16 protein-coding genes are annotated in these 14,182 nt (G+C 67.7%); 7 read left to right on the forward strand and 9 right to left on the reverse strand.

All coding sequences use genetic code 11. The annotated features are described in order from the left end of the window. Positions 1–351: 351 nt before the first annotated feature. Complete coding sequence (gene hemB / locus AVZ66_RS12275; protein ID WP_058984364.1) at positions 352–1,338, reverse strand: porphobilinogen synthase; 987 nt, start codon at positions 1,336–1,338, stop codon at positions 352–354. 376 nt (positions 1,339–1,714) lie between these two features. Here hemB and AVZ66_RS12280 point away from each other — a divergent pair, with 376 nt between their 5' ends. Both AVZ66_RS12280 and AVZ66_RS12285 read left to right on the forward strand, forming a co-directional pair. Beyond that, positions 1,715–2,959, forward strand: a complete 1,245-nt coding sequence (locus AVZ66_RS12280) for an MFS transporter (RefSeq protein WP_058984365.1) — start codon at positions 1,715–1,717, stop codon at positions 2,957–2,959. Positions 2,960–3,007: 48 nt separating this feature from the next. Continuing rightward, positions 3,008–3,646 carry a GNAT family N-acetyltransferase gene (locus AVZ66_RS12285; protein WP_058984366.1) on the forward strand — a complete coding sequence of 213 codons (639 nt, stop codon included), beginning with the start codon at positions 3,008–3,010 and terminating at the stop codon, positions 3,644–3,646. 78 nt (positions 3,647–3,724) lie between these two features. Here the strand turns inward: AVZ66_RS12285 and AVZ66_RS12290 are convergent, their stop codons facing one another. The 4 genes from AVZ66_RS12290 to AVZ66_RS12305 form a co-directional block, all read right to left on the reverse strand. After that, entirely contained in the window at positions 3,725–5,860 is a 2,136-nt protein-coding gene (locus tag AVZ66_RS12290; protein WP_058984367.1) for a heterodisulfide reductase-related iron-sulfur binding cluster, read from the reverse strand. 66 nt (positions 5,861–5,926) lie between these two features. Then, positions 5,927–6,634 carry an energy-coupling factor transporter transmembrane protein EcfT gene (locus tag AVZ66_RS12295; RefSeq protein ID WP_058984368.1) on the reverse strand — a complete coding sequence of 236 codons (708 nt, stop codon included), beginning with the start codon at positions 6,632–6,634 and terminating at the stop codon, positions 5,927–5,929. After that, on the reverse strand, positions 6,631–7,329 hold the full coding sequence (locus AVZ66_RS12300; RefSeq protein WP_058984369.1) for an energy-coupling factor ABC transporter ATP-binding protein: 699 nt from the start codon (positions 7,327–7,329) through the stop codon (positions 6,631–6,633). The genes AVZ66_RS12295 and AVZ66_RS12300 overlap by 4 nt, the downstream gene beginning before the upstream one ends. Further along, entirely contained in the window at positions 7,329–7,910 is a 582-nt protein-coding gene (locus AVZ66_RS12305; RefSeq protein ID WP_058984370.1) for a biotin transporter BioY, read from the reverse strand. The genes AVZ66_RS12300 and AVZ66_RS12305 overlap by 1 nt, the downstream gene beginning before the upstream one ends. A gap of 105 nt (positions 7,911–8,015) precedes the next feature. Between AVZ66_RS12305 and AVZ66_RS12310 the strand changes: the two genes are divergently transcribed. The 4 genes from AVZ66_RS12310 to AVZ66_RS12325 are packed head-to-tail and all read left to right on the forward strand — an operon-like array spanning position 8,016 to position 10,631. Further along, positions 8,016–8,597, forward strand: a complete 582-nt coding sequence (locus tag AVZ66_RS12310; RefSeq protein ID WP_058984371.1) for a hypothetical protein — start codon at positions 8,016–8,018, stop codon at positions 8,595–8,597. 60 nt (positions 8,598–8,657) lie between these two features. Continuing rightward, the gene (locus AVZ66_RS12315) at positions 8,658–9,296 is read left to right on the forward strand and encodes a hypothetical protein (RefSeq protein WP_058984372.1); all 639 of its coding nucleotides are present in this window, start codon (positions 8,658–8,660) and stop codon (positions 9,294–9,296) included. Further along, positions 9,293–9,919 carry a hypothetical protein gene (locus AVZ66_RS12320; protein ID WP_058984373.1) on the forward strand — a complete coding sequence of 209 codons (627 nt, stop codon included), beginning with the start codon at positions 9,293–9,295 and terminating at the stop codon, positions 9,917–9,919. Before AVZ66_RS12315 ends, AVZ66_RS12320 begins: the two co-directional genes overlap by 4 nt. 37 nt (positions 9,920–9,956) lie before the next feature. Further along, the gene (locus tag AVZ66_RS12325) at positions 9,957–10,631 is read left to right on the forward strand and encodes a hypothetical protein (protein ID WP_058984374.1); all 675 of its coding nucleotides are present in this window, start codon (positions 9,957–9,959) and stop codon (positions 10,629–10,631) included. 1 nt (position 10,632) lies between these two features. Here the strand turns inward: AVZ66_RS12325 and AVZ66_RS12330 are convergent, their stop codons facing one another. The 3 genes from AVZ66_RS12330 to AVZ66_RS12340 are packed head-to-tail and all read right to left on the reverse strand — an operon-like array spanning position 10,633 to position 12,073. Next, positions 10,633–11,232, reverse strand: a complete 600-nt coding sequence (locus AVZ66_RS12330) for an L-threonylcarbamoyladenylate synthase (protein ID WP_058984375.1) — start codon at positions 11,230–11,232, stop codon at positions 10,633–10,635. Between the two features lie 32 nt (positions 11,233–11,264). Continuing rightward, positions 11,265–11,783 carry a redoxin domain-containing protein gene (locus AVZ66_RS12335; protein ID WP_058984376.1) on the reverse strand — a complete coding sequence of 173 codons (519 nt, stop codon included), beginning with the start codon at positions 11,781–11,783 and terminating at the stop codon, positions 11,265–11,267. Further along, positions 11,783–12,073: a glutathione S-transferase N-terminal domain-containing protein gene (locus AVZ66_RS12340; protein WP_058984377.1), complete on the reverse strand. Its 291-nt coding sequence runs from the start codon at positions 12,071–12,073 to the stop codon at positions 11,783–11,785. Before AVZ66_RS12340 ends, AVZ66_RS12335 begins: the two co-directional genes overlap by 1 nt. 130 nt (positions 12,074–12,203) lie before the next feature. Here AVZ66_RS12340 and AVZ66_RS12345 point away from each other — a divergent pair, with 130 nt between their 5' ends. Then, entirely contained in the window at positions 12,204–13,538 is a 1,335-nt protein-coding gene (locus AVZ66_RS12345) for a hemolysin family protein (protein WP_394326159.1), read from the forward strand. A gap of 248 nt (positions 13,539–13,786) precedes the next feature. Here the strand turns inward: AVZ66_RS12345 and AVZ66_RS16690 are convergent, their stop codons facing one another. Continuing rightward, a complete protein-coding gene (locus AVZ66_RS16690; protein WP_197407765.1) occupies positions 13,787–13,924 on the reverse strand; it encodes a hypothetical protein in 138 nt (45 codons plus the stop codon). Positions 13,925–14,182: the final 258 nt, after the last annotated feature.

A 14,182-nucleotide genomic window follows, 5' to 3' on the forward strand; every position in this document is an offset into this window, starting at 1 on the left:
AGCGGGGAGTGGCTGACACAGGCGTTATGGATGTACGCACGTCCACTCCCAGGTTCGAAGCTGGGGCGTTCGTTTCACGCATCTACAGTTCAGTTACAGGACCGGGTAGTATGTAAAGGTTTGCTTGACGAATGTACTATTTAGTTCGTATAGGGTAGACGAACACTCGAATTACAAGCGGATTTAGTCCATATAAGGTCGTAAACCGTCCAGATAACTGGTCGTTCGACCGTCGAGACTGGACGCACGTCTACACAATAATTGCCGCGAAAGGCGAGCGCGGCCAGCGCGCGGTCGAGCGCAGCGAGTCGCGCGAACGAACGTGAGGTGGCCGTAGGACGAGCGAGCGCGCTACTCGGTCAGCGTCTCTGCGACGCTCTCTGCGAAGTACGTGATGATGAGGTCCGCGCCGGCTCGCTTGATGGAGAGCAGGGACTCGCGGGCCGTCTCCTCGACGTCCAGCCAGCCGTTGTCGGCGGCGGCGTGCAGCATCGCGTACTCGCCGGAGACGTTGTACGCCGCGACCGGGCGGTCGAACTGCTCGCGCACGTCCGAGACGACGTCGAGGTACGGGAGCGCGGGCTTGACCATCAGCACGTCCGCGCCCTGCTCGACGTCGAGTGCGACCTCTCGCGTGGCCTCGCGGCGGTTCGCGGGGTCCATCTGGTAGTGCCGGCGGTCCCCGAACGCGGGTGCGCCGTCCGCGGCGTCCCGGAACGGCCCGTAGAACGCCGATTCGTACTTCGCCGCGTAGCTCATGACGGGCACGTCCGCGAAGCCCGCGGCGTCCAGCGCCTCGCGGATGGCCGCGACCATCCCGTCGGTCATCGACGACGGCGCGATCATCTCCGCGCCCGCCTCCGCGTGCGAGACTGCCGTCTTCGCGAGCAGGTCCAGCGTCTCGTCGTTCTTCACGGTGAGGTCCGGGTCGTCGTCGGCGTGCTCCTCCAAAATTCCGCAGTGGCCGTGGCTCGTGTACTCGCAGAGGCAGACGTCCGTGATGACGTAGGCGTCCGTCTCGCTCGTGATGCGCCGCACGGCTTCCTGTACGACGCCGTCGTCGGCGTACGCCCGCGTGCCGCGCTCGTCTTTCGACGCCGGGATGCCGAACACGATGACGGCCTCCACGCCCGTTTCGAGAATTTCCTCGACGCGCGCCACCGCCTCCTCGACGGGTACGCGCTCGTGGCCCGGCATCGACTCGATGGGCACGCGCTCGTCGGTCGTCGCGTCCACGAACACGGGTGCGACGAAGTCCGACGGCGCCAGGCTCGTCTCCGAGACCAGCCCGCGCACGCCGTCCCGCCGCAGCCGCCGCGGTCGGTCCGTCAAATCCATGGTCGTGTCTCGGAGCCGCGAGCCAAAAGGTTCGCGGAAGCGGCGTCAGGATGCAGAAACACCGTCGCGGCCGACTACGTAGCCACTACCGTCTGAAAGCCCTCGCGGCGCTCGCCCGTCGGGAGACTCGCAGTGCTCGTCTCCCGTGGTCTCGTTCGCTTCACTCACGAGACTCCCGCGACTCGCTGCGCTCCTCACTCACTACGTTCGCTGCGGTGCTTGCTTCGTCGGGGTTCTCCGAGAGCCGCTCGCCCTTTCAATCCACCAGGATGTCGGCTGTTCCACCTGCTGATTCTGTCGGCTGTGGCACCGCCCGGCGACTACGTCACCGCCCGTCTTTCACAACCGTCTTTGCCCACCCAATCTACCCGCGACTGTGGACCGGGACCGACTCCAACTCTACTCGCTGTACGTCTCGCGATTCGCCGGCGGCTTCGGGTTCAGCGCGCTCGCGCTCCTGCTCCCGAAGTACGCCACCGAACTCGTCGCCTCCGACCTGATGATTGGCCTGTTCTACACGGGATTCACGGCGACGCAGACGCTCGTCGTCGTGCCGATGGCGTGGGCGGGCGACCGCTACGACAAGCGCCGCATCTTCCTCGGCCTGCTCGCGTTCGGCGTCGTCGTCTCGTACGCGTTCACGCTCGTCGAGTCGTCGTGGCAGCTCGTCGCCGTGCGCGGCGGACAGGGGATTCTGGCGACCGGCATGGGGCTGTTGAGCCTCTCGCTCGTCGGCGAACTCGCGGGCCCGGGAGAGCGCGCGAACTACATCGGGAAGGCGAACGCGTGGCGGTTCGCGGCGTCGCTGTTCGGATTCGGGGCTGCGGGCGCCCTCTACGACCTCTACGGGTTCACGCCAATCTTCTACCTGCTCGGCGCGCTGTTCGTCGTCGCGTTCGTCGCGGTCTGGTTCCTGCTCGACCCCGACGACACCCGCATCGAGGGATTCCCGTTCAGCGACCTCGCAGTGAACCGCCGCATTCTCACGCTCACCAGCTTCCGCGCGCAGTACGCCGTCGCGGTGACGCTCGTTCGGTCGTGGGTCGCGGTCTACGCCGGCCTCGAAGCCAGCCGCGGCGGCCTCGCGTACACGGGCGTCGTGCTGGCTATCGTCCTCAGCGCAGAGAAGTTCACGAACATGCTGTTCCAGCCGTTCACAGGTCGGCTCTCGGACCGCTACGGTCGCTCGCTGTTCGTCGCCGCGGGCGGCGCCGGCTACGGCGTCGTCGCGATGCTCGTCCCGTTCACGCCCGCCATCGGGAACGCGCTCGGGGTCGTCGTCTCGCTCCCGCTGCTCGGCACCCTGTCGGCGACGTTCCTCCCGCTCGTGGCTGTCAACGGCCTGCTCGGCATCGCGGACTCGTTCCGCGAGCCGGCGAGCATGGCGCTGTTCGCCGACGAGGGCATCAACGGCGAGGGCGTCGCCTCGTCGTTCGGCATCCGCGAACTCGTCTGGCGGCCGGGCAGCGTGCTCGCGCCCGTCCTCGGCGGGTGGCTGATGAGCCAGTACGGCATCGAGTGGGCGTTCTACGTCGGCGGCGCGTTCGCGCTCACGGGCGTCGCCACCTTCCTCGCGGTGCTCGTTCGCTCCCACGGCGCGCAAGCGCTGACGGAGTGGTGAACTGAATTTCAGCGAGCATATAAGCGCTAGCGGGCGTCACCGTCGAGTATGCCCGGTCCAGCATTCGCGCGCGGAGAGACGGTCTCCCTCCACCCCATCGAGGAGGAAGACCACGAGTTCATCCAGTACGGCCGCAACCACCCCGACGTGCGCGTGCCGCTGACGGACACGACCATCAAGACCGTCGAGGACGTCGCGGAGATGCTCGAAGACGAGGACTACCACTTCCTCATCTGCGTGGACGAGCAAAGCGAGTCCACGGATGGAGCGAGTAGCGAGGGACGGAGTCCCTCGGACCGTTCGAGCGGGCGGAGCCCGCGAGAAGACGGTGAAACCGCGAGCACGGAAGGTGAGGACGGCGACCCCGAGCCGGTGGGCGTCGTGGCGTTCGGGTGGGTGAGTTCGCCCGGCGAGCGCGGGAACCTGATGTACTGGGTCGCGCCCGAGTGTCAGGGGAACGGCTACGTGAGCGAGGGGACGGAGCTGTTCCTCGACTACGCGTTCGGCGAGTGCGGGTTCCACAAGGTCGACGCGCGCGTGCTCGTTCCGAACGAGCCGTCGTGGAAGGCCCTCGAAAAACTCGGGTTCGAGCGCGAGGGCCGTCGCCGCGACGACGCCATCGTCGAGGGGGAGTACGTCGACGCGTACTCCTACGGTTTGCTCGCCGACGAGTGGCTGGACAACTGACGGCGCTCGTCAGTTGTCCGTGCTGCTCGCGGTTCTGCCGCTCACGGTGACGCCACCTCGCTGCGCTCGGTGACGCTACTAGTCGGCGGCCGCTGAGGTCGCGCCCGCACTGCTTCCCTCCGCTTTCGCGTCGATTGCTTCGACGAGCAGCTCGGTGACGTCCGTGATTTCGATGTCGTCCTCGTAGCCGCCCGTCTTCCGGCCGTCCTCGTACATCGTCATGCACATCGGGCACGCGACGACGAAGCGGTCGACGTCCGGGCCGGCGTCCGTGTCCTCTAGGGCCTCGCGGATGCGCTCCTCGCTGGGCTTCTGGTCTTCCTCGAAGTCCATCCAGAGGCCGCCACCGCCGCCGCCACAGCAGAACGAGTCGTCGCGGTTGCGCGGCATCTCGTCGAGCGTGACGCCGGTCGCGCGCACGACCTCGCGGGGCGCCTCGAACTCGCCGTTGTACCGCCCGAGGTGACAGGGGTCGTGGTACGTGACGGTGTCGTCCAGTTCCGTCCCGGTGAGCCCGAGCGCGCCGTCGTTCACGAGGTTCTCGACGACCTGCGTGTAGTGGTAGACGGAGTCGCCGTCCTCGAAGCCGAACTGCTCGTACTCGTTCGAGAAGGTGTTGTACGAGTGGGGGTCCGTGCAGACGATTTTGTCGTAGTCGCACTGCTGGAAGGCCTCGATGTTCTCCTCGGCGACCATCTCGTAGAGCCCCTCTTCGCCGACGCGACGGATGTCGTTGCCGTCGTTCTGCTCGTCCTCGTAGAGGATGCCGTAGGAGACGCCGGCTTCCTCGAAGACCCGGGCGAGGGAGCGCGCGACGTGTTGGTTGCGCTCGTCGTAGCTGGGGTAGTCGCCGACGTACCAGAGGTACTCGACGTCCTGCTCGCGGGCGTCGGGCACCTCGAAGTCCAGTTCGTCGGTCCAGTCGGGGCGCTTGCGGTCCGGGTCGCCGAACGTGTTGCCCTTCTGGAAGACGTTCATCACGGCGTCCTCGACGTTCTTGTTCATCTGCCCGGACTCGGTGAGGCGGCGGTTCATCTCCGTGAACTGCGTGACGTGCTCGATGTCCACGGGGCAGGCGTCCATGCACGCCATACAGGACATGCAGGACTCCATCGTCTGCGCGTCGACGACGGAGGTGCCGCCGTCCGCGACGATGTCGACCTCCTCGCGGTCGCCCGCTTCGAGGCCCTCGCGGTAGGCTTTCAGGTCGAGGATGACGTCGCGTGGGTCGAGCGGGCGGCCGGCGGCCTTCGCGGGGCAGGCCGACGAGCAGCGCCCGCACTTCGTGCAGGCGTCGTGGTCGAGCAGCTGTTTCCAGGTGAAGTCCTCGATTTCGGAGGGGCCGATTTCGTCGGGGCTGGCGTCCTCGGGGACGCGGGGCAGGCGACGGCCGGCGTCCTCGTCGCGCGTGACGAGGTTCGCGTAACTGGAGAGCATGTGGAACGGCTTCGCGTACGGGACGCTCGCGACGAACGCGAGCGCGAGCAGCGCGTGACTCCACCACACAACGGGGTAGGCGGCGGCCGCGGCGTCGGCGGTGACGCCCGCCATCTGGAGGACGTCCTTGACGAACCAGCCGACGAACGAGACGGTCTCGAAGGAGACGTCGCGGGACGCGCTCGTGCCGAGGATGCGGACGCCCTCGGTGAGGTAGCCGCCGACGCCGAGCAGGAACAGCGTCCAGACGAAGAGGTCGTCCTCGGTACTCGTGTGTTTGCCCCAGAGGCGGCCGTAGCGCACCCAGTAGCGGCGGTAGATGGCCATGCCGACGCCGACGACGAACAGCAGCCCCATCGCGTCCGCGACGAACGAGTACGCGAGATAGAAGTCACCGACGAAGAAGGAGGGCTGGCCGAGCACGAGCGTCCAGAAATCCATGTCGATGCCGAGGATAGTCGTCGCGACGAGCAGCGTCAGGAACCCCCAGAGGATGAACGTGTGCATCAGCCCCGCGTAGAGGTCGCGGTCGAACTGCTTCTCGTTGGAGACCACGAGTTTCGCGGCGTTGATGGCGCGACTCGGGAGGTCGGTGAGGCGGTCGGTCGGGTCGTCGGCGCCGCGGGCGTACGTCGCGAACCGCTGGTAGACGCCGAACAGGAAGATGGCGACGGCGACCGCGGCGAGGTAGTAGAACAACACCTCACCGACGTGCCCGATGCGCCAGAACGTGGGCCGCGTCTCGGCCCCGGCTTGCGCCAGCACGAACGAAGACATACCAGAAACGCGGGCCACGACCCGCTTAAACTTTGGTACCCGGAAGACCACCCGCTAGGAGTTTCTTCAGGCGAACACAGTGGCCGCCAGCACGACAGCGGCCGCAGTCGCCATCCAGTCCCGCGTAGAGTACGCCAGCGGCGGGGACGTGGGGTTCCACGCGAAACACCGGGCGCGGAGCGCGACCGACAACTTGGTCGCGCGGTCGAGCGCGCGGGCGAGGCCGCCGACGGCGACCAGTCGGATACGTTCGCGGAGCGAGCGCTCGCTCCCGAGGCGCGCGTTCACGGCGTCCCGGCGGCCCGCGATGTCGGATTGGAGCACGGGGAGGAAGCGGAAGACGAGCGCGACGCCGACGCCGGTGACAGCGCCGATTTTCCCGGGGAGCAGCCAGCGGACGGCCGCCCGCGAGTCGCGGGCAGGCGTGCTGTAGACGTAGGCGGCGGCGACGAGCAACACGAGGACGACGCGGTACGAGGCCAGCGCCGCTGAGACGGCCGCCTCGGGGCGAATCCACGGGTCGCCGAGCGTGAGTGCGGCGACCAGCGGCCCGGCGAGCAGGAACGGGAGCACCACCCGGAACTCCCCGAGTGCTGCGCGGGGCGTGGCGTCCGCGAGGAGGGGTGCGGCGACGGCGACCGGCGTCAACAGCGCGAGACCGACTGGGGTGGTGTGTGCGAACGCGGTGGCGGCGAACGCGGCCTGCAGCGCGAGTTTCGCACGCGGGTCGAGGGCGTGCAGTATGCTCTCCCCCGGGCGGTACGTCAGCGTCACGGCAGGCGCACTCCGAGGTCCGGAAGTCGGTCGCGGACCGCTTCCGGCGGGCCGTCGGCCGCGATGTCGCCGTCCGCGAGCGCGACGACGCGGTCCGCGAACGACCAGACGTCACGGAGGTCGTGGGTGACGACGACGAGACTCGTGCCGGACTCGTGGAGGCCGCGCAGGCGGTTGAGGACGGACTGGCGGGCGGGCCAGTCCAGTCCCGTGAACGGTTCGTCGAGGACGAGGTGGTCGGGGCACATCGCGAGCGCGCCGGCGACGGCGACGCGGGCCTGCTCGCCGCCGGAGAGTTCGTCGATGCGCTCGTCGCTCCGGCCCGCGAGTTCCACCGCGTCGAGCGCTTCCGCGACGCGTTCGTCGATTTCCTCGCGGGGGAGACCGAGGTTCTCCGGGCCGAACGCGACGTCCGCGCCGACGGTCGCGCCGACGAAGCCGTCGCGGGGGTCCTGGAACACCATGCCGACGCTCGTGCGCGCGGCCACGAGGTCGTCGTGGACGGGCGTGCCGTTCACGCGGACCTCCCCCTCGTCGGGTTCGAGGAGGCCGTTGAGGTGGCGGACGAGCGTGGTCTTCCCGGAGCCGTTGGCGCCGGCGAGCACGACACACTCGCCGTCTGCGACACGGAGACTGACGCCGTCGAGCGCGGTGGCGTCGCCGTAGCGGTGCGTGAGGTCGTCGACGGCGAGCATCAGGCGGCGCCGAGGTCTTCGGTGCGGGTGATGCCGACCGCCGCCGCGATTTTGAACGCCTCCGCCGGAATGAACGCGACGGCGGCGACGACGAACGCCTCCGAGAGGCCGACGTTCTGGACGAGCGCGTAGCCGAGCGTGCCACCCGCGTAGATGACGGCGGTGGCCGCGACCATCGCGGCGACGAGCCGCGGGACCGAAACCTCGCTGGGTTTCCCGAGGCCACTCGTGCCGTGCGCGAGGAGGCCCGTCAGGGACGCGGCGGGCGGGTACGCCCAGAGGTAGCCGCCGTAGGGGCCGAGGAGCGACCCGAGGCCGGTACCCCCGCCGGCGTAGACGGGCGCGCCGACGGCGCCCGCGACGACGTACAGCGCCAGCGAGACGCCACCCCAGACGGGGCCGAGGTAGATGCCCGCGAGGAACACGCCCAGCACCTGCAGCGTGACGGGGACTGGGGAGACGGGGTTCGGGAACGATACGTACGCGAACGCGCCCGCGAGCGCCGCGAAGACGGCGGCCCGGGCGACGTTCTCGGCGACATCACCGCCGACGAGGTCGACGGAGTCTGTTTCGACGCTCACGGCCCGACAACTCTCGTCAACCAGTTTTAATTCTGTGGTTTACGGAGCGGGCGTGGTAAGCCAACAGACATATAGCCGCCCACCCCGCTAGGGTGTCACTATTACATGGACGAGAAGACCGAGGAACTCCGGGACATCTTCGTCGACGTGGCCGGCGAGGAGACGGTCACCGAGTCTCAGGAGGACACCCACGGGACGCTCGCCTCCGAGGAGGACGTCGAAGCCCGGCTCCGCGAGACGGTCGCGGAGATGCACGAGACCCTCGACTTCGAGACGTCGCTGTCGGTCGAGGACCTCACGGCGCTCGTCGAGCGCTTCTACGCGGAGGACAGCGACGCCGACATCGCCGACGAACTCGGCGTCGACGAGGAGACCGTGATCGAGGCTCGTCTCGACCTCCACCTGCTCCGCGAGGCCGACACCGACGCTCCGCTCGACCGTGTTCGCGAGGCCGACGAGCCGGTCGCGGACCTCGCGGACGAACTCGGCGTCGACGAGGCGACTGTCGGGCACTACCAGCGCGTCGTCGAGACGCGCGAGGAGCGCCGGCGCCTCAACGACCGCTACCGCGCGGAGTTCGAGAACGCGCTCCAGGACCGCGAACTCTCCGAGCGCCTCACCAGCTCCGTCCACGAAGACGGCCTCGAAGGCGCGACCGAGGGCCAAGAGACGGACATCGACATGTGAACGCCTCGTCCGTCCCTGTGCCGGCGGTTTTATCCCGTATTCGCCCGACAGCTCGAACGAATGAGTGACGGAGACACGCCCCGAGAGCCGACCGGCGCCGAGTACGCCGAGGACGTGCTCGAACGCCTCTTCCGGGACAGTTGGACGAACGCCGTCATCGCGTGGCTGCTCGTCGCGGTGCTGGCGCTCGTGTTCGTCGACAGCGCCCTCGGCTTCGACCAGCAGTGGATGCTGTTCGTCGCCGCCGTCGGCGCCATCGTGCTCGTGCCCCCGGCCGCGTTCCGCGAATGGCGCGTCATGCTGCCGTGGGAACTGCTCGTGCTCGCGCTGCTCCCGATTCTCGTGCGCGGGCTGTTCGGCGGCACCGTCGGCACGTTCGCGACGTACTTCGCGCTCGCGTCCGTCGCGCTCGTCGTCGTCGTCGAACTTCACCTGTTCACCGCACTGGAAGTCACGCACTGGTTCGCCGTCGTGCTCGTCGTGTTGACGACGCTCGCGTCGGGCGCCGCGTGGGCGGTCGTTCGGTGGAACTTCGACCAGTACCTCGGCACCGACTACCTCACCACGAACGAGGCGCTGATGACGGAGTTCGTCTGGGTGACGCTGGCCGGGTTCGCCGCGGGCGTGCTGTTCGACGCGTACTTCCGGCGCCGCGACCGCTGGCTCCGCCGCGCGCTCTCCCGGGTGGTGCCGATATGAGCCTGCTCCCGCGGCCGTCCGCGCGCACCCAGCGAACCATCACGCGCGTCATGCAGGTGGTGTTGGCCGGCCTCGTCGTCTACGGGTTCGCCCGCGGGAACTCCAAGGCCGTCGTAAACGGCTCGATAACGCTGCTCATCACGTTCCTCCCCGCGCTGCTGGAGCGCCGCTACGACCTCCCGCTTGACCCGTGGCTGGCGCTGTGGCTCACCGCCGCCGTCTTCCTCCACGTGCTCGGCTCCTCGGGGCTGTACGTCCACATCCCGTGGTGGGACCACGTCACGCACGCGCTGTCGGCGTCGCTGGTCGCGGGCGCCGGCTACACGGTCGCGCGCGCTGTCGACCTCCACCACGAGGACATCACTATCCCCTCCGAAATCGCGTTCGTCTACCTCTTCGTCGTCGTGTTGGCGTTCGGCGTCGTCTGGGAGCTGTTCGAGTTCGGCCTCGACGTCGCATCCCAGCAGACCGGCCTGACGATGCCGCTCGCCCAGCACGGCCTCGACGACACCGTCAAGGACTTCATGTACAACTCGCTGGGCGCGCTCGTCGTCGGCGTGTTCGGGCAGGCCCACCTCCTCGGCGTCGCTGAGACCGTCGAGGACTGGTGGCTCGCGAAGTAGCGAACGTTCAAGTACGGGAACGGGACCACCGCGTGTCGTGCCCGACGCTCCCCCGAACTCGGTCGCGTTCAGTGACCTCGCGCGCGCCACGTACTGCCCGCGCCAACTCTACTACGCTCGGCGCGACGACCGCAGTCCGCCCCCTGAACACGACCACGCCCGCGACCTCGCCGGCCAGTACGACGCCCTCGCGGTGGCTTCTGACGCCGCGCTCGCGACCTACGACCTCGCAGTCGAACCCCCCGAGTTCCGGTCGAACCTCCGCGCCAGCCTCGACCGCCACCCGCGCGTCGCCGACCCCGCCGAGACCGCCGTGTTCCTCCGCGGGAAGGACACACACGGCCGCGCGCGGAAGGTCCACACGGACCCACTCTCGGTGTCGGTGGTGACGCCCGGAAGCCCACCCGAAGCGGGGGTGTGGGCGCCCCAGTCGGTGCGTGCGGTCGCCGCCGCGAAGGCGCTAGCGTGGCGCGAAGAACAGTCCGTCGAGCGCGCGTACGTCGAGTACGCCCGCCACGGCGTCGTTCGCGAACTCTCGCTGACGACCCGGCGGAAAGCCGCCTACCAGCGTGCGCTCCGTGCGGTGCGCGGGCTCGACGGCCCGCCGCCCCGGCTCCACGACGACGCGAAGTGCGGTGCCTGCGAGTACAGCGACGAGTGCGGGACGAAGACCCGGACGCTCGGCTCGCTGCTGTCGCTCGGCGACGACTAACTCAGGCGTGTTCGGCCAGCCACTCGCGCACGTCGTCGCCGACCGCGCCCTCGCGGAGAATCTCGCCGCGCGCGACGTCGACGACCGTACTCCCGGTTCCGCCCGGCGTCTCGCCGGCGTCCAGCACGGCGTCGACAGAGTCTCGGAATTCGGGGTCGAGGTCGGCCGGGTGGGTGACGCTCGGCTCCCCGGAGACGTTCGCGCTCGTCGCCGTAATCGGGGCCACGCGGTCGAGGAGCGCGAGCGCGACGTCGTGGTCGGGCACGCGGACGCCCACGCGGTCGCGGCCGCCCGTGAGCTCGTCCGGGACGCTGTCGCGCTTCTCGCAGACGAGCGTCACCGGCCCGGGGAGGAACGCCTCGGCGAACGCGCGCTCGGTGTCGTTCCAGTTGACGTGCTCGCTGGCGGCGTCGGCGTCGAGGAACGCGAACGACAGCGGCTTGTCTCGGCTCCGTGCCTTCGCCTCGAAGACCGCCTCAACCGCGTCGGCGTCGAGCGCGTCCGCGCCGAGGCCGTACACCGTCTCGGTCGGATAGACGACGAGGCCGCCGCCGCGGACGGCGTCGGCGGCCGCGTCGAGGTCGGCGTCGCTGACAGTCATACGCGGAGGGTAGACAGCCGCGCGAAAAAGCGTTACAGTTCGGCGAGCGCGGCCTCGACCGCGTCGTAGTCGGGGAAATTCGGCCACTCCTCGGCGACCCACGCGTACTCGACGGTGCCGTCCGCGGCGACGAGGAACACCGCGGGCAGGGGCTCGCTGACGCCCGCCATCCCGTCGAGGTCGTGGCTGACGCCGTACTGCTCTGCGACGCCGTTCTGCGGGTCGCTGAACAGGCCCGCGAACTGTTCGATGCCGCGCTCCTCGATGGTGGTCTTGTGCTCGTACGGCGACGAGATGGAGACGCCCGCGACCTGCGCGCCGTACTCCTCGACGCCGCGCTCGCGGAGTTCGTTCCAGATGTACGTCGACGGGAACGCGCCGTCCATCGGCGTGAACACCAACAGGACGGGACCGTCGTCGAGGAGGTCCGACAGCGCGATGTCCTCCCAGTACTCGTCGTTGACGAGCGGGCGCGTGAATTCTGGGGCGCGCTCGCCCTCCTCGACGTGGTTGGCCTCGGGGAGGTCGACGACGTCGAAGTCGAGTTCCATCAGTTCTCACCCTCGTAGGTGGCTTCGAGGTACTCCACGATGTTCGCGCTCTCGGCCATCGCCACGCCGGTCTCGTCGTCGATGATGGCGGGCACCGTGCGCGCGCCGACGATGCGCTTGACGGCGTCGCGGTCGCCGTGCATCGGTTCGACGAACCGGGAGTGGTAGTCGATGTCCAGTTCGTCCAGTTTGCGGACGACGCGCTCGCAGAACGGGCACGCCTGCAGTCGGTACAGCGTGACGTGGGCGTCGCTGTGCTCGGGTCGCGTCGGTGCAGTTCGCGCGCTCATACACGGTCGTTGGCCCGAAACGGGGGTAAACGCTTCGCCTGCGGCGGTCTCCGCAGTGAGAGTGAGTAAACTCTTAACGCGCGCGCTAAAAATGGAGGCTGGAATGGGTACTTCGTCGCTCCCGCTGGCAATGTTACTCGGGGTCGAGCTCACGCAGGACGTCGTCGTCGGCACCGGTGTCGTCGCGATGGTCGTCCTGATGGTGCTCTCGGCGTTCTTCTCCTCGTCGGAGATCGCGATGTTCTCACTGGCGCGCCACCGCATCGACGCGCTCGTCGAGGACGACATGCCGGGCGCGAAGACGGTCGCGGACCTCAAAGAGGACCCGCACCGGCTACTGGTGACGATTCTCGTCGGCAACAACCTCGTGAACATCGCGATGTCCTCCATCGCGACCGGGCTGCTCGGCTACTACCTCTCCCAAGGGCAGGCGGTGCTCGCGGCGACGTTCGGTGTCACCGCGCTCGTCCTGCTGTTCGGGGAGAGCGCGCCGAAGTCCTACGCCGTCGAGAACACGGAGTCGTGGGCGCTCACCATCGCCAGTCCCCTGAAGTGGTCCGAGCGCTTCCTCTATCCGCTGGTCATCCTCTTCGACTACCTCACGCGGGTCGTCAACCAAGTGACGGGCGGCCGCGCGGCCATCGAGACGAGCTACGTCACGCGCTCCGAGATTCAGGACATGATCAAGACCGGGGAGCGCGAGGGTGTCATCGAGGAGGACGAGCGGGAGATGCTCCAGCGCATCTTCCGGTTCAACAACACCATCGCGAAGGAAGTGATGACGCCGCGACTGGACATGAACGCCGTCTCGAAGGGCGACTCCATCGAGGAGGCGATTCAGACGTGCACGCAGGCCGGCCACGAGCGCGTCCCCGTCTACGAGGGCGAACTCGACAACGTCATCGGCGTCGTCAGCCTCGAAGACCTCGTCCGCGAGTACCTCTACGGGGAGAGCGAGGACGTCGAACTCGAAGACCTCATCGAGCCGACGCTGCACGTCCCCGAGTCGAAGAACGTCGACGACCTGCTGCGCGAGATGCAGGACAAGCGCGTCCAGTTGGTCATCGTCATCGACGAGTTCGGCACCACCGAGGGGCTGCTGACCGCCGAGGACATCACCGAGGAGATTGTCGGCGAGATACTCGAAGGCGAGGAGGAGCTCCCCATCAACTTCGTCGACGACGACACCGTCCGGGTGCGCGGCGAGGTGAACGTCGAGGAGGTCAACGACGCCCTCGACATCGACCTGCCGGAGGGCGAGGAGTTCGAGACCATCGCGGGGTTCATCTTCAACCGCGCCGGCCGGCTGGTCGAGGAGGACGAGATGTTCCGCTTCGAGAACGTCGAACTCACCGCCGAGCGCGTCGAGAACACCCGCATCATGAAAGCGCGAGTGCGCCGGCTTCCCGACGACGACGGCGACGAGGACCGCGAACTGGAGTCCCTCGAAGACGACGAAACGTAGCGCCGGGCCGTTTCCGACTGTTGTTGCGAGCGCAGTTTCGTCGTTCAGGAATCTGCTCGACAACGGAAGAGATGGTTCGGAGAGGAGGTGTGCGGACTTAGTGGACCGGCGGTTGTGTCCAGGCGCACGATTTCCGCCAAATATCTACGTCTCAGCGGCGTTCCTCAGTATACTCGTCCGTACTTGTCTCATACTCCGAAGTCTCGACAGCACCACCGCATACAGGAGCGGGAGGAGGGAGAAGCCCGCTACAGGTACCAGGTGTATTCGCCGTCCTCGTCGTGCTCCCGAATGAACTCCTTAGTGTCGTGGACGCTAGTGAGGGTCACCGTACCTCGCGCCTTCTCCATCACTGGTGCCTCTGGGTCGGCGATGAGGTCATCCATTGCGTCCTCGAAAATGTCTCCTTCGAGGTCAGCCCAGTCCTTAATCGTATCACGTTGCTTATGATGGTCTCCGTAGACAGGAGGTCGGACCATCTTCGCCAGAATCTCGACGTGTGAAGAGTTCCATTGAGTCATAGAGAATCGTTTTCAGTTACTTACTTCTACGCACCACGACAACTTAAGCGTTCCCCCAGGACAACAGAGTTGTAGTTCGTCTAGTCAAGGAATGTAATTCTGGTCGGTTACTGGTGGTTGCTA

The sequence above is a fragment of the Halobacterium sp. CBA1132 genome (genome assembly GCF_001485535.1).
Classification (GTDB): domain Archaea; phylum Halobacteriota; class Halobacteria; order Halobacteriales; family Halobacteriaceae; genus Halobacterium.